This is a genomic window from Kitasatospora sp. NPDC004745 (genome assembly GCF_042873275.1).
Lineage (GTDB): Bacteria > Actinomycetota > Actinomycetes > Streptomycetales > Streptomycetaceae > Kitasatospora.
On sequence record NZ_JBIALK010000004.1, the window covers coordinates 95,343 to 117,228 of the forward strand.

Annotated in this window: 21 protein-coding genes; 14 read left to right on the top strand and 7 right to left on the bottom strand. The window is 73.7% G+C overall.

Annotated features, from left to right (window positions below; translation table 11 throughout):
* Window positions 1-84: 84 nt before the first annotated feature.
* The 7 genes from ACFYUY_RS09480 to ACFYUY_RS09510 all read right to left on the bottom strand — a co-directional run bounded on the left by ACFYUY_RS09480 (window position 85) and on the right by ACFYUY_RS09510 (window position 6,859).
* Window positions 85-1,377, bottom strand: coding sequence for a methylaspartate mutase (locus ACFYUY_RS09480; RefSeq protein ID WP_387899655.1), 1,293 nt, complete (start codon window positions 1,375-1,377; stop codon window positions 85-87).
* The gene (locus ACFYUY_RS09485) at window positions 1,374-1,766 is read right to left on the bottom strand and encodes a cobalamin B12-binding domain-containing protein (protein ID WP_387900015.1); all 393 of its coding nucleotides are present in this window, start codon (window positions 1,764-1,766) and stop codon (window positions 1,374-1,376) included. Before ACFYUY_RS09485 ends, ACFYUY_RS09480 begins: the two co-directional genes overlap by 4 nt.
* Before the next feature lie 325 nt (window positions 1,767-2,091).
* Window positions 2,092-3,357, bottom strand: coding sequence for a helix-turn-helix domain-containing protein (locus ACFYUY_RS09490; RefSeq protein WP_387899657.1), 1,266 nt, complete (start codon window positions 3,355-3,357; stop codon window positions 2,092-2,094).
* A gap of 402 nt (window positions 3,358-3,759) precedes the next feature.
* Window positions 3,760-4,455, bottom strand: coding sequence for a hypothetical protein (locus ACFYUY_RS09495; RefSeq protein WP_387899659.1), 696 nt, complete (start codon window positions 4,453-4,455; stop codon window positions 3,760-3,762).
* A gap of 224 nt (window positions 4,456-4,679) precedes the next feature.
* Complete coding sequence (locus ACFYUY_RS09500) at window positions 4,680-5,072, bottom strand: nuclear transport factor 2 family protein (RefSeq protein ID WP_360211055.1); 393 nt, start codon at window positions 5,070-5,072, stop codon at window positions 4,680-4,682.
* Window positions 5,073-5,208: 136 nt separating this feature from the next.
* Window positions 5,209-5,595, bottom strand: a complete 387-nt coding sequence (locus tag ACFYUY_RS09505) for an ArsR/SmtB family transcription factor (RefSeq protein WP_387899662.1) — start codon at window positions 5,593-5,595, stop codon at window positions 5,209-5,211.
* A 34-nt stretch (window positions 5,596-5,629) separates the two neighbouring features.
* Window positions 5,630-6,859 carry an MFS transporter gene (locus ACFYUY_RS09510; protein ID WP_360211059.1) on the bottom strand — a complete coding sequence of 410 codons (1,230 nt, stop codon included), beginning with the start codon at window positions 6,857-6,859 and terminating at the stop codon, window positions 5,630-5,632.
* 268 nt (window positions 6,860-7,127) lie between these two features.
* Here ACFYUY_RS09510 and ACFYUY_RS09515 point away from each other — a divergent pair, with 268 nt between their 5' ends.
* The 14 genes from ACFYUY_RS09515 (at window position 7,128) to ACFYUY_RS09580 (ending at window position 21,794) form a co-directional block, all read left to right on the top strand.
* The gene (locus ACFYUY_RS09515) at window positions 7,128-7,721 is read left to right on the top strand and encodes a TetR/AcrR family transcriptional regulator (protein ID WP_387899666.1); all 594 of its coding nucleotides are present in this window, start codon (window positions 7,128-7,130) and stop codon (window positions 7,719-7,721) included.
* A 411-nt stretch (window positions 7,722-8,132) separates the two neighbouring features.
* Entirely contained in the window at window positions 8,133-8,693 is a 561-nt protein-coding gene (locus ACFYUY_RS09520; RefSeq protein ID WP_360211063.1) for a nuclear transport factor 2 family protein, read from the top strand.
* Between the two features lie 300 nt (window positions 8,694-8,993).
* On the top strand, window positions 8,994-9,968 hold the full coding sequence (rfbB, locus tag ACFYUY_RS09525) for a dTDP-glucose 4,6-dehydratase (RefSeq protein ID WP_387899669.1): 975 nt from the start codon (window positions 8,994-8,996) through the stop codon (window positions 9,966-9,968).
* A gap of 51 nt (window positions 9,969-10,019) precedes the next feature.
* Window positions 10,020-10,889 (top strand): glucose-1-phosphate thymidylyltransferase RfbA, encoded by an 870-nt coding sequence (gene rfbA, locus ACFYUY_RS09530; protein WP_360211067.1) that lies wholly within the window; start codon window positions 10,020-10,022, stop codon window positions 10,887-10,889.
* Window positions 10,886-11,821, top strand: coding sequence for an acyltransferase (locus ACFYUY_RS09535; RefSeq protein ID WP_387899672.1), 936 nt, complete (start codon window positions 10,886-10,888; stop codon window positions 11,819-11,821). The genes rfbA and ACFYUY_RS09535 overlap by 4 nt, the downstream gene beginning before the upstream one ends.
* Window positions 11,818-13,050, top strand: a complete 1,233-nt coding sequence (locus tag ACFYUY_RS09540) for a hypothetical protein (RefSeq protein WP_360211071.1) — start codon at window positions 11,818-11,820, stop codon at window positions 13,048-13,050. The genes ACFYUY_RS09535 and ACFYUY_RS09540 overlap by 4 nt, the downstream gene beginning before the upstream one ends.
* Window positions 13,050-13,553 carry a hypothetical protein gene (locus ACFYUY_RS09545; protein WP_360211073.1) on the top strand — a complete coding sequence of 168 codons (504 nt, stop codon included), beginning with the start codon at window positions 13,050-13,052 and terminating at the stop codon, window positions 13,551-13,553. The genes ACFYUY_RS09540 and ACFYUY_RS09545 overlap by 1 nt, the downstream gene beginning before the upstream one ends.
* A gap of 19 nt (window positions 13,554-13,572) precedes the next feature.
* On the top strand, window positions 13,573-15,774 hold the full coding sequence (locus ACFYUY_RS09550; protein WP_360211075.1) for a prenyltransferase/squalene oxidase repeat-containing protein: 2,202 nt from the start codon (window positions 13,573-13,575) through the stop codon (window positions 15,772-15,774).
* Window positions 15,775-15,913: 139 nt separating this feature from the next.
* Window positions 15,914-16,708 (top strand): amidohydrolase family protein, encoded by a 795-nt coding sequence (locus ACFYUY_RS09555; RefSeq protein WP_387899676.1) that lies wholly within the window; start codon window positions 15,914-15,916, stop codon window positions 16,706-16,708.
* 221 nt (window positions 16,709-16,929) lie between these two features.
* Entirely contained in the window at window positions 16,930-17,781 is an 852-nt protein-coding gene (locus ACFYUY_RS09560; RefSeq protein ID WP_360211079.1) for an aldo/keto reductase, read from the top strand.
* A 39-nt stretch (window positions 17,782-17,820) separates the two neighbouring features.
* The gene (locus tag ACFYUY_RS09565; protein WP_360211081.1) at window positions 17,821-19,206 is read left to right on the top strand and encodes a BTAD domain-containing putative transcriptional regulator; all 1,386 of its coding nucleotides are present in this window, start codon (window positions 17,821-17,823) and stop codon (window positions 19,204-19,206) included.
* A 395-nt stretch (window positions 19,207-19,601) separates the two neighbouring features.
* Entirely contained in the window at window positions 19,602-20,462 is an 861-nt protein-coding gene (locus tag ACFYUY_RS09570; RefSeq protein ID WP_360211083.1) for an alpha/beta hydrolase, read from the top strand.
* 181 nt (window positions 20,463-20,643) lie between these two features.
* A complete protein-coding gene (locus tag ACFYUY_RS09575; protein WP_360211091.1) occupies window positions 20,644-21,072 on the top strand; it encodes a hypothetical protein in 429 nt (142 codons plus the stop codon).
* A 254-nt stretch (window positions 21,073-21,326) separates the two neighbouring features.
* Window positions 21,327-21,794, top strand: a complete 468-nt coding sequence (locus tag ACFYUY_RS09580) for an SsgA family sporulation/cell division regulator (RefSeq protein WP_387899678.1) — start codon at window positions 21,327-21,329, stop codon at window positions 21,792-21,794.
* The last annotated feature ends 92 nt before the right edge of the window (window positions 21,795-21,886 follow it).

The window sequence follows — 21,886 nt, forward strand, 5'->3', positions numbered from 1 at the left end:
GGAGGCCCGGCACGGCGCGCCCGGGGGGTGCGGGCCGTGGACGGGCCGTGGTGAGCGGTGGACGGGGGCGCGCCGCCGGTCGGCTCAGCGCGCGGCCGGAACGCTGCGGGCGGCGGCCGGCTCGGAGGCGTCCCCGGCCCGGCCGTCGTAGCTCCGCTGGACGTGGGAGAGGGCGGTCAGGAGTCCGGCCGAGCCGAGGATCGGCGGGCGGCCGCCCTCGACGAGCCCGGCGATCGGCATCGAGCCGACGGCGGACCAGTACAACCGCCCGTCCGGGCCCAGCGAGCTGCGTGCCCGCCCGGCGTTGTCGGGGTGCAGGCAGTAGGGCACGTCCAGGTAGCCGGCGGCGAACGCCCGGACCAGGGCCCGCCCGAGGTCGGCGTCGAGGTCGAGCACCGCGCCGATCAGCGCCCTGGCCTCGGCCTCGATGCCGGTGTCCGGCAGCGCGGCGGGCCGCGGGCGGTCGCGCTCGGCGGCGGCCGCCGCCGCGGCCGTCTCCAGCGCCCGGACGTTCTCGGCGACGGTCGGGATGCGGTGTGCCTCCGCCGTGGTCTTGACGATCAGTCTGGCGGCGCCGCCGCGCACGGCGAGCCGCGCCGCGTCCTCCAGCAGCAGCCGCGCGCCGCCGGGCGAGCGCGGGTAGACGCCCATGTAGGCGTAGACCACGAGGTGCCGGTCGACGTCCGGGAGCAGCTCGCCCGAGATCCGGCCGAGGGCGGCCAGCGCCTCCTCGTCCTGGCGCGCGTCGGCCTGCTGGGCGTAGCTGAGCGAGATGCTGCGCAGGCCGTGCTGGCGGAAGAACAGTGCCTCCAGCACGCTGATGGCGATCAGCAGGGAGGGCGGGCAGAGCTGGCCCATCATGCAGCCGCCGAAGGTCTCCAGGTGCGGATCCGCACCGAACTCCCGCACCGAGGCCAGGAGTTCGCAGCTGCGCTGCCAGTTGGACACGGCCTTGTGGAGCGGGGTCCGGCCGTACGGCAGGCAGTAGGAGACGGGCCCGCCCTCGGTGGCGTCCAGGCCGACGGCCAGCAGCGCCTCGACGATCCGCTCCGGCGCGGCCGAGCCGTGCCGCACCTGCACCGGGAAGCCCGCGTCCGCCACCCCGTGCAGCACCGCCCGGGTGACCTCGACCGGATGGGTGGCGATCGGGTAGCCGTTGAGGCCCGCCCCGGCCGCCAGGGCGCGCCGCGCCGCGTCGAGGTCGCCGGTGCGGGTGTAGCTGTCCAGGGTGATGGTGCCGACGGTGACGGCGGCCGCCCCCCGGGTGGCGAGCAGGCCCACCCGCATCCGGGACGCCTCCGCCATCCCCATCCGGGGCTGGACGACCAGGGCGCCGGCCTCCGCGGCCTGCGCCACGAACCCTCCGAAGCTCGTCACAGCAGGACCCGGGAGCGCAGCCCGCCGACGAACTCGCGGAACCCGGCCACCGAGCCGCCCTCCTCGAAGACCGCGTCGAATCCGGCCTCCAGCAGGGTCCGTTCGCGGTCGGGGTCGTCGGCTCCGGCGATGCCGAGCTTGCCGCCGATGACGGTCGGGGTGGTCCGCAGCTCCGGGCAGGCCCGCAGGGCCGGGATCACCCTGAGGCCCTCCTGGTGGCCGTGGCCGTTGACGCTGCTGATGACGATCAGGTCCGGTTCGATCCGGCGGCACTCGGCGAGCAGCAGCCCGTCCGGGACGCAGGCGCCCAGGTTCGTCACCCGGTGGCCCAGTTCCTCCAGCAGCAACTGCAGGAAGACCAGGTTCCAGGTGTGCGAGTCCGAGGCCATCGTCGTCACGACGACGTCCAGCCCGGTCTGTTCGGCATTTCCGTGCTCCACAACTCAGCCCTCATCGGTAGAGATCGTCGATGGCGTGCCGCCGACGCCCCGGCCGGCGGTCCGGGAACTCCGGCGCGTGTTCCGCGGCGGCCCCGGCCCCGGGGAGAACGTTAGGAACGATCGGGCCCGGCAAGCGGCAGGTCGGGCGGCAGGTCAGGCGGCAAGAAGCGGCAGAACCGGCGCCGGCGGAAGCGCCGCCGGCACGGCCGGCCGGCCCCGGGCGGGCAGGCGGGCGCGGCCGGTGGGCACGGTCGGCCGTTCGGCCTGCCGCCGGTCAGACCGCGGCGGCCAGCAGCGGGAGCTCCCCGGACGGTGCGAGCCGGAATCCCGGTTCCTCCCGGACGAGGCGCCGGCACAGGTTGAGCACCGTGAAGCGCACGCCGTCGCGGGCGGGCACGCTGCGGATCAGGCCGCGCGAGAGCAGTTCGTGCACCGTCTCCAGGCAGGTCTGCAGCGACCAGCCGCTGCGGACCACCGCGTCCTCCCCCGACCAGTCCCCCGGCTCGTCCACCAGCACCTCCAGCAGGTCGCGCTGGCGGTCGGTCAGCCGCCGGATCGCCGGTTCCACCTCGTCCCGCACGTCACCGCGCGCCCCGAACACCACCGGCGGGGCCGCCAGCGTGAACGGGACGGCCGTCAACCGGGCCACCAGCTGGGACGTGGACTGCACCAGCGCCCACCCGGCCGCGCGCTCCAGCGCACCCGGCAGGCCGTCCAGGTGGCGGCAGAGTTCCGCGACGGCGGGCGCCTCGGAGGGCTCCAGGGTGTAGCCGGGCCGCAGCCTGCTCAGGTGCGAGAGCAGCAGTCGGACGGCGCCGACCTGCGCCAGCGCCTCCGGATCGGCGTCCAGCTCCGGCTCCGGGACGGGCAGCGGCGCGAGCGGGATGACCTGACCGCCGGGGAGCGGGCGGGCCTCCCGGGCGGTGATCAGCACCCGCAGCCCCGGGCAGTGGTGGAACAGCTCGTCCAGCCGGCCGGCGTCCACCCCGCCGTCGGCGCCGTCCAGCACCAGCAGGGCGGGCTGGTTGCCGAGGTCCCGGACGATGTCGTCCAGCAGCCCGCGCCAGGGGTGCGGGCCCCCGCCGCAGTCCACCCACCGCACCGACCAGCGGGCGGCCAGGTGGAGCCGGCCGGCCACCTCCAGGGCGAGCCGGGTCTTGCCGACGCCGCCGAGCCCGACCAGGGAGACCAGCCGGTCGCCGTGCACCGCGAAGGCGTCGGCCAGTACCTGGGCCTCCATCTCCCGCCCGACGATCGCCCCGCGTGCCACCGGCGGCGCGGCCGGTGCGGCCGGCGCGTCGTCGGCGAGCGGGTGCCGGCGGGCGGCCTCCTCGAAGTCCGTGCGGCTGCGGCCCTCCAGCCGCAGCGCGTCCGCCAGCAGCCGGACCGTCTCGTTGCGGGGCCTGCGCACCCGGCCGCTCTCCATGTCCCGGATGGCCCGCACGCTCAGGGTCGCGTGATCGGCCAGGCACTGCTGGGTCAGCCCGACCCGCTCGCGCCGTAGCCGCAGCAGCTCGCCGAAGCCCGCCGCCGTTCTCACCGCTTGCACCGACTGCCCGCCGTCCATGCCTCGTCTGCCCTTCGTGGTCCGGACTCCTACTGGGGTCGGGTCCGGTGACGGCATCAGCCCCGGGTACCCGCGCGGCCCGTGGTCCGGCCGCACGGGCACCGGTGGTCAGGCTGTGGCCTCCGAACCGGTTTCCCTCTGGTCCCCGATGCTCCAGGCTTGCCGTCTACGCACGATCAACGGCCGATCACCGGCCCCACCCACGACCTTCACGGCTGCCTCACAGCCCTCCCGGAACCCCTGCTCACGGCCCCGCCCGGAGCACCGCGCGGCCCCGCCCGGCCCGCCCCCGGCCCCATGACGAGCGCCGCCCGCTCCGCCGTCGGAGTGACGGCGGAGCGGGCGGCGCTCGTGTCCTGCGGTGAGCCTGTCGGGTCAGTACCGCTGGGCCTGGGTGACCTTGGCGACCAGTGCCTTGTCCCGGTCGATCGGGCTGAAGGCCGTCCGGGTGGCCTTGGCCCCCGCGGCGACGTCCGGGATGCCGAGGTAGGAGGTGTCCACGACCTTGCCGGTCTCGTCGAGGAACTCGACCTTGACCGCGTACGACGTCGTCGAGCCGGTGCTGTTGACCACCGTCACCAGGGCGGCGTTGAATCCCGCGGCCTGGGCCTTCGGCAGGCCGGTGAGCGTGACGTCCGAGACGGCGTTGCCCGCACCCCCGGTCTTCGACAGGACGTCCTGCGCCTTGGCCCGGTCCGCGGCCACCTGGGCCGAGACGGACGACTCGAACGCGGACGCCGCCGCCGACAGCGACTCCATCGCCTTGGAGGCGGCGGCCGAGGCCGCGGACGCGGCCGCCGAGGCCGCGGACGCGGCCGCCGAGGCCGCGGACGCGGCCGCCGAGGCCGACTCCAGCAACGAGGACTTGGCCGAGGCCACGGAGGAGGGCAGCTGGCCGGAGAAGGAGTTCACGTCCGGGGAGAAGGAGCGCGACGGTGTGGGCGAGGAGGAGCCCGAGGAGCCGCAGCCGGCGGCGACCAGCACCGTGCAGCCCAGCGCCACCGCGGCGAGTCCGGCCCTGCGGCCCGTCCGACCCGACGCCCGTGCCGGCCTGTCGTTGAAACGCGGCATGCCCCTGTCCCTGCCTCACGGCCGAACCCTCAGCGGCCCGATCCTGCTCGGCACCAGCCTCCGCCGCTCCCCGCCGTTCCCGCCACCGGGCCTGCTGCGAACAGGTCACCGCGGGCCGGCAGCCGGAGTCCCGGCCCGGGTACGCGGCAGGGCCCGTACGGTACGACCGGTCGTACCGTACGGGCCCGGTTCCGGGGGGCTCGGCCGGGAGAACCCGCGGGTTCTCAGTTGGCGGCGAGCTGGGCCGCGAAGATCGCGTGGTTGAAGTAGGCCTTGGCCTCCTGGATCAGGCCCTCGCCGTTCAGCTGGTAGACGTTGATGCCCGACCAGTTGACCGGCTTGCCGTCCTTCGCGACGGCCGCGCCGTGCCAGGAGACGGCGGTGAACTCGCCGACGTTGTGGGCCTCCAGCGGGGTCAGGCCGAGGAAGGGGTCGAAGTTGGGGATGACGGACTTGATGAAGGTCCGGATCGCCTCGCGACCCTTGATCGGCTCGGTGCCCACCGGGTCGTGGAAGAGCGCGTCCTCGGCGAAGGCGTCGGCCCAGCGGTCGGCGTCGGCCGACTGGGAGGCCTCGAAGAACTGCAGGACGGCCTTGGGCATGGCGGGGAGAGTCATCGACTCGCCTTTCTGTCGGGGTGTTCGGGATATCTCGTGATGGCTGCCGAACGGGCTCCGGGCCCGTCGGGCAGGTCTGGGGGGTGAGGGCGGCCGCCGCGGTCCGGCGGCCGGCTCAGGGGGGCGGGCTGCCCGGTCAGGCCGGGCCGGCGTCCACGGTGCGGCGCTGCCGCAGCAGGTCGACCCGGCACAACTCGTCGGCCTGGAGGCGGTAGTAGAGCCGGGTGCCCTCGCGCCGCCGGGTCAGCAGGCCCGCGTAGAGGAGCATCTTCAGGTGGTGGCTGATCGTCGGTCCGGACTGCTCGAAGGAGTCCAGGAGTTCGCCGACGAAGGCCTCGTTGGCCTCCCGGCCGAGCAGGATGGAGACGATGCGCAGCCGGATCGGGTCGCCGAGCGCCTTGAACAGACCGGCCAGTTCGTCGTGCGGGAGCGTCTCGGTCGCGGCTGCCGCCCGGGTGCCGGCGGCGGTGCCGGCGGCGGCGCTCGTGGCGCTCGGGAGGGGACGGACAGAGTGGGGAATCATTGCTCTCCTCACGGGCGAGTGGGCGGGAACCGGCTCAGCCGGCCACCGGGTGGCGGCGGTCGTGGCGGCGCATCAGCGGGACGGTCAGCAGACCGACCGCCGCGAGCACGGCCTGGACCGCGCAGACCCCGCCCCACCCGTAGGAGCCGAAGCAGGCGCTGGCGACCGCCGCGGAGACCGCCCCGCTGAGGAAGACCGCGACCATGTAGACGGTGTTGGCCCGGCTGCGGGCGTTGGGGACGTAGGCGAAGATCCGGGCCTGGTTGGCGATCTGGCTCCACTGCACCCCGACGTTGGCCAGGACGATGGCCACCACGAGGGCGACGAGCAGCGAGCCGCCGAGGGCGTAGGCGCCGGCCGAGACCAGGGTGAGCACCAGCGAGGCGATGATGATCGGCTGCGCGCCCTTGCGGTCGATGTAGCGCCCGGCCCACGGGGCGGACACCGCACCGGCCAGGCCCAGCACGCCGAACAGGCCCGCCACCGCACTGCTGTAACCGTAGTGACTGTTCGTCAGGACGAGCACGAGGGTGGTCCAGGTGGCGCTGTAGGCGCCGAACAGCGCGCCGTGCAGCACGCAGGCGTGCCGTACGGCTGGCTCGTCGCGCACCAGCCGGGGCAGCGAGGCGAGCAGGCTGCCGTAGCTCATGGCCGGGCGGGCGCCCTCCTTGGGCAGCAGCGAGACGGTGAGGGCACCGGTGGCCGCGGTCAGGACGGCGGCCAGCAGGTAGACGGCCCGCCAGCCGGCCAGTTGCCCGACCGCGCCACCGATCACCCGGGAGCCCACGATGCCGGTCATCAGGCCGATCTGGACGTTGGCCACCACGGCGGCGCGCTTCTCCGGCGGTGCGAGTTCGGAGGCGAGCGGCACCAGGACCTGCGGGATCACGGTGGCGGCGCCGATCGCCGCGGTGGCGGCGGCCAGCACCCCGAGGCCGGGGGCGGCCGCGGCCACCAGCAGCACGGCGGTGGTGACGCCCAGCATGGTGGCGAGCAGCGGCCTGCGCCGCCGGACGTCGCCCATCGGGACCAGGAAGAGGATGCCTGCCGCGTAGCCGAACTGGGCGCAGGTGACCACGATGCCGGCGGAGGAGTGGGAGATCCCCAGGCTGTCGCTGAACAGTTTCAGCAGCGGCTGGGCCAGGTAGACGTTGGCGACGGTGGCTCCGCTGCACACCGCCATCACCAGGAACAGCATGGGGCGGACGGTGGTGGGGCCGGGAGGGTCGGCCACGGCACGGGGGAGAACCGGAGTGTCTGTCATGACAGATCCTTGGTCACGCGGATGGGGTGAGCGGGCTGGTGCGCTGATCGCGCCGGGGAAGGACGGATCCCCGGGCACGGCGAGGGTGTTGAACCGGCCGTGTGGCACCGGCGGAGGAGGCAGCCGGTCGGTCGGCGGCGTCACGACGAGTTCTACACCAACCAGATGGTTTATTCAATCGGTTGGTCGGGCTTGACCCGGCCGACTAAACTAACCAGTCACTTGTTTACCCCTCCCCCCGTCCGCGAGACCCGAGGATGCCTGGCCGATGACCTCACGCTCCGAGCAAACCCGGAACCGGATCTACCAAGCCGCGCTCGACGAGTTCGCGCGCTACGGCGTCGCCGGCGCGCGCGTGGACCGGATCGCTCGGGAGGCCCAGGCCAACAAGCAGGCGATCTACCTCTACTTCGGCGACAAGGAGACGCTCTTCGCCACCGTGCTCAAGCGGTCGCTGGGCGAGCTGGCGGCCGCCGTGCCGCCGCCCACCGCCGACGGCGAGGTGGACGTCACCGACTACCTCGACCGCCTCTTCACGTACCACCAGAACCACCCCGAGGTGACCCGCCTGCTGCTCTGGGAGGCGCTGGAGTTCACCGACCAGACCGTCCCGGACGAGGAGTCCCGCCGGGCGCACTACCAGCAGAAGGCCGCCGACCTGAACAGCGTGCGGTCCGCCGAGTCCGAGCAGATCAGCGCGATCGACGCGCCGGCGCTCCTGCTGATCTTCACCGGGCTGGTGGGCTGGCCGATGGCCGTCCCGCAGGTCAGGCGCATGATCGTCGGCGACGACGAGGGCGCCCTGGAGCGGGTGAAGGCCTCCGTCATCGCCGCGGCCGTGGCCATCGCCGGCCAGAAGTGACCCGGCCCGCCCGGGGGTGCCGCACGCACCCCCGGGCGGCCTGACCGGGCGGCCCGACCGGCTCCGCACCCGGCCGGCGGACCGGCACCGGACGCCCTCCCGGCCCGCTCCGCACCCGGCCGGCGCCGGTACTTCCACCTTCATCGAAAAGCTTGTCCGGGCGCGGGGCCCGCCCTAGGTTGGGGGCTCAGCCACGGCTCACGCGTTCCCCGCGGGCCGGAGGCCCCCGAGCCGCTCCCCGGCAGTCCGCGGGTCGAGCCCCCGCCCGCCCGGATACCCCTGCGAGGTGCCCCGGCCTCGATCCCGGCGGCGCGCGACCGACCCGGCCGGGGAGCGGCGTCCCCGTGGTTCGGGGCCCACCGACCGAGAGGCGGCCGCGGGCCCACCGACCGAGAGACAGGTGAGTACCCCATGAGTACGGCAGAGCAGGCCCTGGTCGGCCGTCGCACGGCCCTCGGCTTCGGCGCGCTGCTGGGCGCCGGCGCGCTGACGGGCGGCCTGGCCGCCCCGGCCTCCGCGGCGCCCGCCCGCGACGAGGCGGCCCCCGACGCGAAGCACTACCAACCGCCGCACGGCTACGCCGGGTTCCCCGCGATGCCGGCCTCGGTGCTGCAGTTCTTCGCCGCCTCGCAGCGCGCCGACGCCCGCGCCTGGGCGGACGCCTTCGCCGAGGGCGCGGTCTTCCACGACCCGGTCGGCCGGCCCCCGATCACCGGCCGCGCGGCCATCCGGGCCCGGATCGCCTCGGTCCTGCCGAACTTCCGCCCCTTCCTGGGCATCACCCCGCTGGAGGCGCACGCCACCGCCGACTTCGTCGCCGTCACCTGGCGGGGTGCGGCGGTCACGCTGTCCAACCGGCCCGTCAACTGGTCCGGGATCAACGTCTTCCAGCTGGATTCCGCCGGTCTGATCAAGGAGTGCAGGGCCTACTTCGAGTACGCCGTCTTCCAGGCCCAGCTCGACCCGAAATAGACAACCACCTTCGACAAATCCACCACCGGATCCGCGACGGAGCTCCCGCGGACCGCACGCCGCCCCGCCCGGGCCGGCACCGCGGTCCGCGGGAGCTCTTTTGCTTCCGCCGTGTTTCGGGCCGCCATTCCGGTACCCGGAAGGTAGGTCGCCGGTAGGGCGAAAGAACGTTCGACTGTTTCGATGGGAACTGTCCTCGAGGGGCCCGTGCGGGTCTCCGACGGTGGGTCATCACCGCACCTCAGGACCGGACGGCGCCAAGTCCGTCGCCTTCTCGACAGCTACCAGAGGAGCTTTCCCATGCACATTCTGGTGACCGGCGGCGCCGGATTCATCGGTAGCAACTACGTCCGCCGTCTGCTGACCGGCGGACTGGGCACCGATGTGACCGGCGTCACCGTTCTCGACAAGCTCACCTACGCCGGGAATCTGGAGAATCTCGCCCCCGTCTCCGGCGACGGCCGACTGCGGTTCGTCCACGGCGACATCGCCGACGAGGAGCTGGTCCCCAAACTGCTCTCCGAAGTGGACGCGGTGGTGAATTTCGCCGCCGAGTCCCACGTGGACCGCTCGATCGGCAACTCCGGCGAATTCGTGCGCACCAACATCGTCGGCACGCACAACCTGCTGCGGGCCGCCCTCCAGGAGGGCCTGGCGCGCTTCGTCCACGTGTCCACCGACGAGGTGTACGGCTCGATCGACGAGGGCTCCTGGACGGAGGAGTGGCCGCTGGAGCCCAACTCCCCGTACGCCGCCGCCAAGGCGAGCGCCGACCTGCTGGTGCGCGCGTTCGCCCGCACCCACGGCCTGAACGTCAGCATCACCCGCTGCAGCAACAACTACGGCCCGTACCAGTTCCCCGAGAAGGTCATCCCGCTGTTCGCCACGACGCTGATGCGCGGCGGCACCGTCCCGCTCTACGGCGACGGGCTGAACGTGCGCGACTGGCTGCACGTGGACGACCACTGCCGCGGCATCGACCTGGTGCTGCGCGAGGGCGCCCCCGGCGAGGTCTACAACATCGGCGGCGGGCGGGAGTTGACCAACAAGGAGCTCACCGGGGTACTGCTCCACGCCCTCGGCAGGGACTGGAGCTCGGTGCGCGCGGTCGCCGACCGCAAGGGGCACGACCGCCGCTACTCCATCGACGACAGCAAGCTGCGCCGGCTCGGCTACCGCCCGCAGGTCAGCTTCGAGGACGGCATCGCGCAGACCGTGGCCTGGTACCGGGAGAACTCCGCCTGGTGGCAGCCGCTGCTGGCGAACGCCGCCTGATCCGACTCAGTTCCGGAAGACGCACACCTCCGCACCAGGAAGGAACAGCTCATGCGCGGCATCATCCTCGCCGGCGGGTCCGGCACCAGACTGCGCCCGCTGACCAGCGTGCACTCCAAGCAACTTCTGCCGGTCTACGACAAGCCGATGATCTACTACCCGCTCTCGGTGCTGATGCACGCCGGGATCCGCGAGGTCCTGATCATCTCCACCCCGCACCACCTCGACGTCTACCGCGAACTGCTGGGCGACGGCGGGGACCTGGGCATCGAGCTCAGCTACGCCGTCCAGGAGAACCCCGGCGGCCTGGCCCAGGCCCTGCTGATCGGCCGGGAGTTCGTCGGCGACGAGGACCTCTGCCTGGTGCTCGGCGACAACATCTTCTACGCCCACGAGCTGCCGACCATGCTCCGCCGCGAGGTCGAACGGCTGGACGGCTGCACCCTGTTCGGCTACCCGGTCAGCGACCCGGAGCGGTACGGCGTGGCCGAGATCGACGAGAACGGCGCGATCGTCAGCCTGGAGGAGAAGCCGGACCGGCCGAAGTCCAACCTGGCCGTCACCGGTCTGTACATGTACCACAACGAGGCCCTGGACCGGGCCGCCCGGCTCACCCCGTCGGCCCGCGGCGAGCTGGAGATCACCGACCTCAACCTGACCTACGTGCGGGAGAACCGGGCCCGGCTGGTCAACCTCGGGCGCGGCTCGGCGTGGTTCGACACCGGCACCCACGACAGCCTGCTGGAGGCCTCGACCTTCGTGCAGATCCTGGAGAAGCGCCAGGGCATCCGGATCTCCTGCGTGGAGGAGGTGGCCTACCGGATGGGCTTCATCGACCGGGAGCAGCTGACCCTGATCGGCAAGCGGCTCTCGTCCTCCTCCAGCTACGGCCAGTACGTCCTGGAGCTGGCCGGCGCATGACCCCGCCGACCGACACCGCACCGCACGACGACGCGCTGGTGGAGCCCCGCACCCGTACCCACGGTTCGACCGTGGGCCCGGGCTGCTGGGTCCGCCACGGCGTGTCCCTGGAGGACAGCACGCTGGCCGCCGGCGTCTTCATCGGCTTCCGCAGCGCGATCGCGGCCGCCGACTTCGGGCCGGGCGCGATGGTCGCCTCCCTGGCCCGGGTCGGGGAGCCGGGCGGCGCCCGAGTCACCGTCGGGGCCGGCGCCTGGATCGCCGCCCGGGCCGTGGTCGCCCCCGGCGTCCGGCTCGGCCGGGGCGCGGTGGTGGCGGCCGGCGCCCACGTCACCCGCGACGTCCCCGACGACACCATCGTGGTGGGCCGGCCGGCGCGGATCCTGCGCCACCGGACACCGGTCGAGGACGGCCTGCCGGACCCGTCGGCGATCGTCGCCCTGGTCCGCCGCCGCGCACCCCGCGCGGTCACCCTGCCGCCGAGCTGGCGGGTGGGCACCGGCGGGCTGCTGGACGCCGAGTTCGGCGGCGGCGTGGACGTCCGGATCGGCCCCGGGCCGATCGCGCTCGGACGCCCCGACGGGCCGTCGCCCCTGGGCGGCATCCGGCTCGGCACCGGCGTGCGGATCGGCGCCCGCGCCGTCCTGGAGGCCGGCGGCGGACTGTCGGTCGGCGACCGCACCGTCCTGGGCCCCGACGTCCAGGTCCTCTCCAGCGGCCACGACCTGGGCCGGCGTTCACTGCCCTGGCGGGCCGGCCCGGTCTCGATCGGCGCGGACGTGCTGATCGGCTCGGGCGTCACCGTCATCGGGCCCTGCACGATCGGCGACCGGGCCCGGGTGGCCGACGGCGCGATCGTGGTGGGCGACGTGCCGGAAGGCCGCACCACCCACGGAGTACTCACCCCTTCCGACACCAGGAGCCCGCGATGAAGATCCTGTTCGCACCCGCCGCCACCGGCTCGGGACACAACATGCGCGTCCTGTCGCTGGCCCGGGAGATCCTGGCCCAGCAGCCCGACGCCGAACTGACCGTGCTGCTCGGCTCGTTGCAGTCCACCTTCACGCCGCTGTTCACCGAGGCCGGCGTGACGGTGGTGGACCTCGCGGCCGGCCGGCCGGTGGACTACGCCACCAAGAGCAACCTGGGCCGCCGGATGGACTGGGACGGCTACATCGGCGGCTACCTCGCCCCGGCGTTCGTCAACGGCGAGCGGATCCTGCAGTACCTGGCCCTGATCCAGGAGCACCGGCCCGACCTGCTGGTCAGCGACTACAACATGTCCGCCAGCATGGCCGCCGCCATCCTCGGCACCCGGCACGCCCTGGTCACCGAGCGGTACGACTTCACCCTGTACCAGCTCGACGACCAGACCCTGGTCGACGGCGGCTTCGACATCGAGCCGGAGGACCTGCGGCGCGGCCGCCAGGCCCTGCACGCCTGCTTCGAGTGGATCGTCTCCGGCGCCGAACTGGTGCTGACCGACAAGCCGCTGGTCCCCGAGCTCGACGAGGGCACCGCGGTGGCCCGGGCCCTGCGCCCGGGCGGCAACGCGGTGTTCACCGGCCCGATGGTGCGCCGGATCCCGCCGTCCGACGCCGAGGGCAAGGCCCGCGCCGAGCTCGGCATCCCCGAGGGGCCGCTGATGGTCGGCTCGGTGGGCGGCACCACGATGTTCCTGGAGAACAAGCAGAAGGTCGTCGACCGCTACCTGGAGGCCTACGAGCTGCTCCGCGGGCAGCACCCCGACCTGCAGTTCGTGCTGCTGGGCCGGGAGCCCGTCCCGGCGCCCGAGTCGGTGATCCAGCTGCCCTACCTGCCGGAGTGGATGCCGCTGCTGCGGGAGGCCAACGTGCTGCTCTCCGCGCCCGGCTGGATCACCGTCACGGAGGTGGCGGCGATGCGCATCCCGACCGTCTTCGTGCTCGGCAGCCTCGGCGAGTACCACGAGGTCGAGGCGGCCCGCAGGCTCGACCTGCTCGGCTTCCCGACCTGCATCGACCCCACCGCGGAGCAGCTCGCCGCGACGGTCGCCCCGCTGCTGGCCGTCCGGCCCGACCACGACGCCCCGACTCCGGGCCAGCTCGCCGTCGCCCCCGAGGGCCCGGGCACCGCGCTCGCCGCCCGGCACCTGCTGGCGGCCGCCGGCCGCGCCCGCTGATGGCGGCACCCGCCACCCTCGCACTGCCCGTCGCGACCCGGATGCTGCTGGCCAGCGACGGCTCCACCACGGTGCTGCTGGAGTCGCTGCTGGGCCGCCGGCTGTCGGTGCGGGTCTCGCTCCAGCACCGGGTCGGCGCCGGCCAGGCACCGCCGCAGGCCCTCGCCTCGCTCGGGCTCGGCCCCGAGCACACCGTGGTCGAGCGCCACTCGGTGCTGGTCACCGACGACGACGAGGTCGTCAGCCGCAACCTGGTGGTCTTCACCGCACCCCCGCGCGGCTGGTCCGGCGCCGCCAACGACGCCGTCCCGCTCGGCCACCGGCTGCGCGACACCCTGACCCTGCAGCACCGCCGGCTGCTCGGGAGCGGCACCGACCGCTGGAGCCCGGACGACGAGCCGTGCGCCTACAAGGAGTACCTGATCAGCTGCGACGACGGCGCCCGCCTGTACGTCCACGAGCGCTTCGACCCGCGCTTCGTCCCGCTTCCCGAAACCGTCTGAGACCGACCGAGGAGTCCCGATGTCCCGACCGCCCTCCCTGCACGACTTCTTCACCGAGAACTTCGTGGACGCCCGGGGCCGCGTCCCGGCCGTCCTCGGCCGGGACGCCGCCGACCCGGTCACCCCGGACCGCACCCTGCGGGACGCGGCCCTGGCCGTGCTGGTGCTCGCGAAGGCCGAGGAGCCCGAGCTCACCCGCACCCTGCTGACGGCCCTGCGCGAGTTCGACGACGCACAGGCGGCCGGCTTCCACGAGCTGCTGGACGTCACCGGCACCGTGCACCCCGTCGGCGACGTGCGCACCCCCGCCACCCAGGCGCTCGCCTGGTGGGCGCTGCACCACGCGGGCACCGCCCTGGACGACCCGGCGACGGCCGCCGAGGCCCGGGCGGGGCTGCGCCCGCTGGCCGAGTCCGTGCTCGCCGGCGGCTGGCCGGCCCGCCTGCACCGCGACGGGGCGACCGTGCTGGACGGCGCGAGCCTGCTGGAGCAGGTCGCGGTGCTGGTGCTGGCCGCGCACGCGGTGGACGACGGCGACGCGTTCTGGGCCTCGTTCCTGACCGCCGCCGCCGAGCAGCTGGCCGCGTTCGACTCCGCGGACGGCGCCTGGGCGGCACTGACCGCGCGCGGCGAGCCGGACGCCTTCCACGGCTACCGGCTGCGCTCCAGCGCCCTGGCGGTGCTGGCCTGGTCCGCCCTGCACGAGCGCGCCACCGCCGCCGGATCGCCGGACCTCGGCGCCCTGGAGCACGCCCGCAAGGTGCTGCGCCACCTGGACACCCACGAGCACACCCGCGGCCGCGGCCTGTGGGACCGGGTGTCCGCCGACTCGCAGACCCGGGTCGACCCGCTGCTGGCGCAGTACGGCCGCCCCGACTCGCCGTTCCCCGCGAAGCTGATGCCCGACCACGCGCTGGCCGTGCTGGCCGCCGACCGGGTCGCCGAGCTGTCCGACGACGTGTGGGCCAAGGAGCTGTCCGCGCTGGCCGCCGCCGAGCTCTGGCGCTACACCGACACCGCGGTCGGCGGGATCTTCCAGGGCCAGGGCAGCTGGTTCTCCACCCCGGTGGACGCCACCGTCCCGCTCGCCCGGCACGTCATGGTGCCGCCGCGCTCCGCGGGAGCCTTCTCCGTCGGCAACACCGCGTACGTGCCGTTCCACGAGAAGCACGCCACCACCCAGCTGCTGGCGCTGGCCGCCCTCGGCGACCGCGAGCAGCCCGCGCCGACCGTGCCCGGCCCGGCCCCCGAGCTGAAGCCCTGGCCGCTGGAGCGCGACCTCTCCTACGTCTCCCGCGAGCCGCTGTCCGAGGGGCTGATCGACCTGCCGGCCTACCTGGCCTGGCTGCGCTCGACCGCCTCGGGCCTGGGCTACGGCCTGACCCCGTACCGGGCACCGCTGGGCCTGCGCTCGGACCGCACCGCACAGACCTTCTCGGTGCTGCACGTGGTGTCCGACCTGATGGCGCTGAACGAGCCGATCGCCAACCGCGACCAGCTGCTGGCCGGCATCTACGCGACCCAGAACCCGGACGGCGGCTTCGGCGAGCAGCCCAGCCTGCTCTCGGAGGCGTTCACCACCTACTGCGCGGTGCTGACGGCGACCGTGCTCGGCGGCACGGACTACGACACCGACCAGTGCGCCGCGTTCCTGCAGGCCTGCCAGCACGCCGAGGGCGCCTTCGGCAACGCCCCCGGCTACCCGGGCGACGCCTGGCACTGCAACCTGGCCGTCCTGGCGCTGCTGGCCCTGGGCCGGCGCCCGGAGCGGGAGGCCGACCTGGTCGCCTACTTCGCCGCCTGCCGCAACCAGGACGGCGGCTACGGCAACCAGCCCGGCCACCCCTCGGACACCTTCGCGACCTTCCGGGTGGTCGACACCCTGATCGCGCTCGGCCTGGAGCCGCCGCGCCACGAGGAGACCATCGCCTGGCTGCGCGGCCTGCAGACCGAGGCCGGCGGCTTCCGCTACCGCCCGTCGGGCCCGGAGAGCTTCGTCGGCTCCTACCACGCGATCGCCTCGCTGTACGTGCTGGGCTCGGAGCCCGCCGACCCGGCCGCCTGCCGGGCCTGGATCGCCGCGCGGCAGAGCTCGGACGGCGGCTTCGGCCGGGTGCCCGGCGGCGCCTCGGAGACCACCGACGAGGGCTTCATCGCGATCCAGGCGCTGCACATGCTGGAGGGCAAGCTGAACCCGTACTGGGCCGTCATCATGACCTGATCCCGGGTCACCCCGGGCGACCGCGCGGGGCTCCGCACGCCCCGCGCGGTCCACCACCCGCCATGCGCCGTTCCCCACGGGCCGCAGGCCGCTCGCCGCACGCCGCACGCCGTTCACCACGACCGAAGGACACCTTCCGATGATCTTTGACTGCCACCAGCACGTCGTCCTGCCGACCTCCGCCCAGATCGCCGCGATGGACGAGGCGGGCATCGACCGCGCGGTGCTGCTGTCGACCCTGCCGCACATCGAGCACTCCACCGACATCGCCTCGTTCAAGAGCGAGATGTCCGTGCTGCACCGGGTCCTGCAGGGCGAGGCGGACGGCCGCGAGCGGCCCAGCCGGGAGCTGCGGGAGGCGCTGGCCGAGGGCGGCGACCGGTTCGTGGCCTTCGGCAAGGTGCCCGTGGGCCTGTCGTACGAGGACACCGTCAAGGCGCTCCAGCAGGAGGTCCTCGAGCCCGACTACGCCGGCGTCGGCGAGCTGACCTTCGGGTCCGACGAGGCGGCCAAGCTGGAGCCGGTGTTCCGGGCCGTGCAGGAGGCCGCGGTCGGCGGTCGGGCGCTGCCGCTGCTGGTGCACGGGTTCGCCCCGCAGACCGCCGGGGACATCCGCACCACGGCCGAGCTGGCCCGCCGCTTCCCGTCCGTACCCGTGGTCATCGGCGTGCTGGGCGGCCTGAACTGGCTGGAGACCATCGAGCTGGTGAAGGAGATCCCCAACCTCTACCTGGACCTGGGCTCCTCCTTCGTCTCGCTGGCACCGCGGCTGGCCGCCGCGGAGGTGCCGGAGCGCTGCCTGTTCGGCTCCAACACCCCGTTCGCCGACATGTACACCAACCGGATCCTGGTGGAGCGGGTGATCCCGGACGCCGGCGCCCGGGCCCGGGTGATGGGTGAGAACCTCGCGGAGCTGCTGGGGATCGCGGGCTGAATCTTCACCGAATCTGACGATTCGACAGTCTGACTGAACGTCAGAATCCTTGCAGGGGGCGGACGGGAGCGATTCCCGCCCGCCCCCGCTGTCATGTAGGTCACGTTTCACCGGCCCGGGGCGGCCATGGCGCGGATTTCCGCTGGTCGCAGACCTCGTGACGCTCTGTTATTTAAACCAACCAGTTGCATGAAAAGGACTGATTGAGTCACCCTTACGTCATGCTAGTCCCCGAGATCCCCGCCAAAGCTTCACAGACCCCGGCCGCACGCCGGCTCGGCCGAACCGGCCCCCACCTGCCCTGCGTAGGACTCGGCACCTGGCGCCGCTTCGACCTCCCCGCCGGGCGCGAGCACCTGGCCCGCGAGATCGTCGCCCTCGCCCTCGCCCACGGGGTGCGGGTCTTCGACACCGCGCCCGTCTACGGACGCTCCGAGGAGGTGCTGGCCCGCGCCCTGGGCACCGCCCGGCAGGAGGCCTTCGTCGCGACCAAGATCTGGGCCGACGGCCCCGCCCGGGGGAGGCGCCAGTTCGAGAACCAACTGCGCCTGTTCGACGGCCGGGTCGACCTGCTCCAGCTGCACCACGTGATCGGCTGGCGCAACCACACCGACTGGCTCCAGCAGGAGCGCGAGCGCGGCCGGATCGGCCGGATCGGCCTGACCTACTGGCGCGACCACGCCTTCGGCGGCGGCACCGCGGCCGACCTGGAACAGGCCATGCGCACCGGCGTCTACGACACCGTCCAGATCCCGCTGAACCCGCGCGAACGCGCCGTCGAGCAACGCATCCTGCCGCTGGCCCGGGAACTGGGCATCGGCGTGCTGGTGATGCGCCCCTTCGCCGAGGGCGGCCTGCTGAACCGCACCCCCGACCCCCGCCGACTGGCGGCCGCCGCCGACTGCACCGACGCGTCCGAGGCCCTGCTCCGCTGGGGGCTGTCCGACGAGCGGGTGCACGTCACCCTGCCCGCCACCCTCGACCCCGCCCACCTGCTGGCCAACGTCGCGGCGGGCGCCGCGCCGCCCCTGACCGCCGATCAGCGCACCGCACTGGCCGAGCTGTTCGTCTGACCCTGCCCATCGCCGCCACTGACGGAAGGATCGACACCCATGAACAGTTCCACCGCAGCGCTCGCCTCCGCGGGCTTCCGGCTGCCCATCGTCCACGGGCCGTCCAACGGGGTCGGCAAGCTCGCCCCGCGGGAGGCCTTCCACGTCAGCCTGCTGGGGGCGCCCGCCATCCGGATCAACGGCGAGCCCGTCAACATCCGGGGCGACGCCACCAGACGAGTCCTGGTCCACCTGGTGCTCTCGTCCCCGCACGTGATCCCCAACCACCGGCTGATCGAGTCCACCTGGGGCGGCAACGAGCCCGACAGCGCGATCGACCAGATCCGCAAGATCATCTCCAAGCTGCGCCAGGGCCTGCCCGACGGCAAGGACCTGATCCGCACCGAGCCCGGCGGCTACCGGATCCTGCTCAACGCCCAGCAGAGCGACGTCGTCCTGTGGCGGGACGCCGTCCGCCGGGCCCGCGTCCTGCTGCAGAACGGCGAGGAGCGGGTCGGCCTGGAGCAGTTCACCGACGCCCTGGACCTGTGGCGCGGGCCAGCCCTGGACGGCCTGGAGGGCCACCCCTTCGCCAACGAGGCGGTCTCCCTGCACGAGGAGCGCAACGCCGTGCTCGAGACCTGGTGCCAACTGGCCGTCAAGCAGCTCGGCGCGCCCGCGGTGGTCGCCCGGCTGCGCCGCGAGGTCACCCAGCGGCCGCTCCAGGAGCGGCTGTGGGAGCTCCTGATGACCACCCTCGCCACGTCCGGCCGGGTCCTGGAGGCCCTGGACGAGTACAACAACCTGCGCAAGATCCTCTCCAACCTGCTCGGGGTGCTGCCCTCCCCCCACCTGCAGGCGCTCTACCGCAGCCTGGGGACCAGCGCCCACGGCCTCGCCGCCGCCCCGGCGGCCCCGACCGTGCCCAAGCCGCGCACGGCCGACCGGACCCGCCCGCAGGTACCCGACTGGATCAAGGAACTGCTGCGCGGCCAGGAGCCCAACCCCGGCTACGTGATGGACTCGCGCTGGAACATCCTGCACGGCAACCACGCCATGAAGCGCTGGTTCCCCTCGCTGGCCGGCGACGACGCCAACCTCCTGCGCTGGGCCCTGGCCGACCCGATGGCGAGGGTCACCCTGCACGACTGGGACAGCCACGTCCTGGTCTACCTCGGCATGCTGAAGCTCGCCCTGTCCAAGCACCCCGGCGACCCGGTCCTGACCGGCATCCTGAACGCCTTCAAGGCCCGGGGCGAGCGCGCCTCCACCCTGATGCGGGACGCCATCGAGGTCGAGACCCGGGAGAACCACCAGTACACCGTCAGCGTCCCGCAGATCACGCCGGCACCGGTGCAGGTGGTCTCCCACCTGCTCACCCCGATCGGGAACCCCGACCTGCGCATCGTGATGCTCACTCCGCCCCAGGGGCGGCCCGTCGTCTGACTCCCCCGCGGGAGCCGGGGGATCCGCCGGAGGTTCGGACACAGGTCGGACAGCGCCGTCCACCTGTTCTCCGACACCCGCCGGGCGGCGCCGGGCGGCCCTGCTCAGCACCGGGCAGCGCCGGTCAGCTCTGGTCCGCCCTGGTCGGCCCCGGTCGGCCCGCACATCGCGGCCGGGCCGCCATCAGCTTGCAGCCGCGAGCATCACCTGTCAATCCGGTGACTCGCAGGCGAGAACTCCCCACCAAATCCATAGGGCAGAACTCTGCCATCGCTGCGTCACCGGCTTGACTGGTGACGATCGCATCGGGCAGTCTCATCACCTGTCAGGACGGTGACGGGGCCGACGAGATCGGCCCGTCCCGTCGTCGGGAGGTCCGAAAGGTGGGGTTCGACGTGGTGGACATCAGGGGTGGGCGCAGCCGGCTGGCAGCCGGAGCGGTCTCGGCACTCGCGGCGGGCCTGGCGCTCAGCGCGTTCGCCCTCACCGGGATCGCCGACGGCGCGACCACCGGCGCCGGGGCCGACGCCTTCGGCGGCCGCGCCAGGCCGACCATCGTGCTGGAACACGGCGCCTTCGCCGACGGCTCCAGCTGGAACGACGTCATCGCCGAACTGCGCGCCGACGGCTACCCCGTGGTCGCCGCCGCAGACCCGCTGCGCGGACCCGCCTCCGACGCCGCCGCGCTGCGCACCGTCCTGGACCACGTCAAGGGCGACAAGATCCTCGTCGGCCACTCCTACGGCGGCAACGTCATCAGCCAGGCCGCCACCGACGACCCGCTGGTCAAGGGCCTGGTCTACGTGGCCGCCTTCCTGCCGGCCCCCGGGGAGAGCGCCCTGGAGCTCACCGGCAAGTACCCGGGCTCCACCCTCCCGGACGCCCTCGACCCGGTCACCTACCGGCAGGCCGACGGCAGCACCGCCACCGACCTGTACATCCGGCAGGACAGGTTCCGCCAGCAGTTCGCCGCCGACGTGCCCGCCGACCGGGCCGCGCTGATGGCCGCCGCGCAACGCCCCGTCGCCCAGTCCGCACTGACCGAGAAGGCCACCTCCGCCGCCTGGGAGACCAAGCCGAGCTGGGCCGTCGTCACCACGCGCGACCTCAACATCCCGGTGGCCGTGCAGCGCTTCATGGCCGAGCGCGCGCACGCCCGCACCACCGAGGTCGCCGCGTCCCACTCCGTGGCCGTCTCGCACCCGCGCCTCGTCGCGGACGTCATCGAGCGGGCCGCCCGCGCCACCGCCCGCTGACCGGGACGCCGGCGAGGCACCGCGCGCCGGCGAAGGCAGTCGGATGACTCAGGGGTGACGGCCCGGCGGCCGCGCCCGTGAGCCGCACCGACCCGCAAGGAACCAGCCCCACCGCCGGGTGACGCCGGCCCGGAACGCCGACGTCACCGGCCAGAACAGTCACGCATTGTGAGGACACCCCATGGCAGTCGTACGGCTCTCCCTCGTCTCCACGCTCAGCACCGAGGACGTGCTGGCGGTGCTGACCGACTTCGGCCCCTCCCGCCCGGGGGCCTGGTCCACCATCGACGCCGACCACTTCGAGGTCCACGACCTCGGCGACACCTGGGCCGAGGTCACCGAGGGCACCGCCGCCGCCTGGGAACGCGCACGCTACGACTGGCAGCCGGGCGGCGACACCGTCACCGTCACCACCCTGGACTCCAAGCTGTTCGGCGCCGGTGGCGGCTGGGTCTTCCGGATGACCCCGGAGGGCGACGGCACCCGGGTCGACGTCGAGCTGACCAGGCGGCCCACCACCCTCAAGGGCAGGATGCTCGCGGCGCTGCTGCCCGTCGCCGCGCCGCCGGCCCTGCGCAAGTCCCTCGCGGGGCCGCTGCAGGCCGCCTGACCGGACCGGACACCCGCCCGATCGCCCGACCCGCCCGATCGCCCGACGGGGTACCGCACCGCATGACGAAGGGGCCGGCAGCACGCGCTGCCGGCCCCTTCGTCATGCGCGCCCGTCGCGCGTCCTGCGGCCCCGTCACGCGTCCCGCCGCCCGCCGCGGCCCGGCAGTCGACCGTCAACTGACCGATGCCCGCGGTCCGCCCCCGGCCGAGAGTGGAGCCACACACGACGCACCCCGGAGGGGAACCCCTGCCATGCACCGAGACCGATCAACGCTGCGAGCATCCGCGGCACCCGGGCAGCTGCCCGCGCTGCTCCTCGACCTCGACCAGCTGCTCGACGAGTTCACCCGCCACCCCGTGCGGGCGGAGTTCCGCTTCGACCCGGCACTGCCCGCGGTGATCACCGTCGAGTTCCTGGCGGAACGCGGCCCGGGCCTCGTCTGGCGGTTCGGCCGTGAGCTGCTGCACGGCGGACTGACCTCGATGAGCGGCTGCGGCGACGTCCGGATGTGGCCCGCCCAACCCGGCGAGCAGCCCTCGTCCTGGCTGCTCCTCGAATCGCGGGAGGTGGAGGCCCTGTTCGAGGTGCCGACGGCACCCCTCGCGGCCTGGCTCGACGCCACCTACCGGATCACCCCCGCCGAGGCGGAGCTGACCGGACTCGACTGGGACGGCTCCCTCCGCCGGCTGCTCGACGGACCGGGAGCGCCCACCGCGTGAGTGCCGCCTCCCGCCCGCCGGGTGCACCCGCCCCCGGCCCCACCGCCGGGCCCCGGCCTTCCGCACGGCCCGCCCCCACCCCGGCCCCCGAC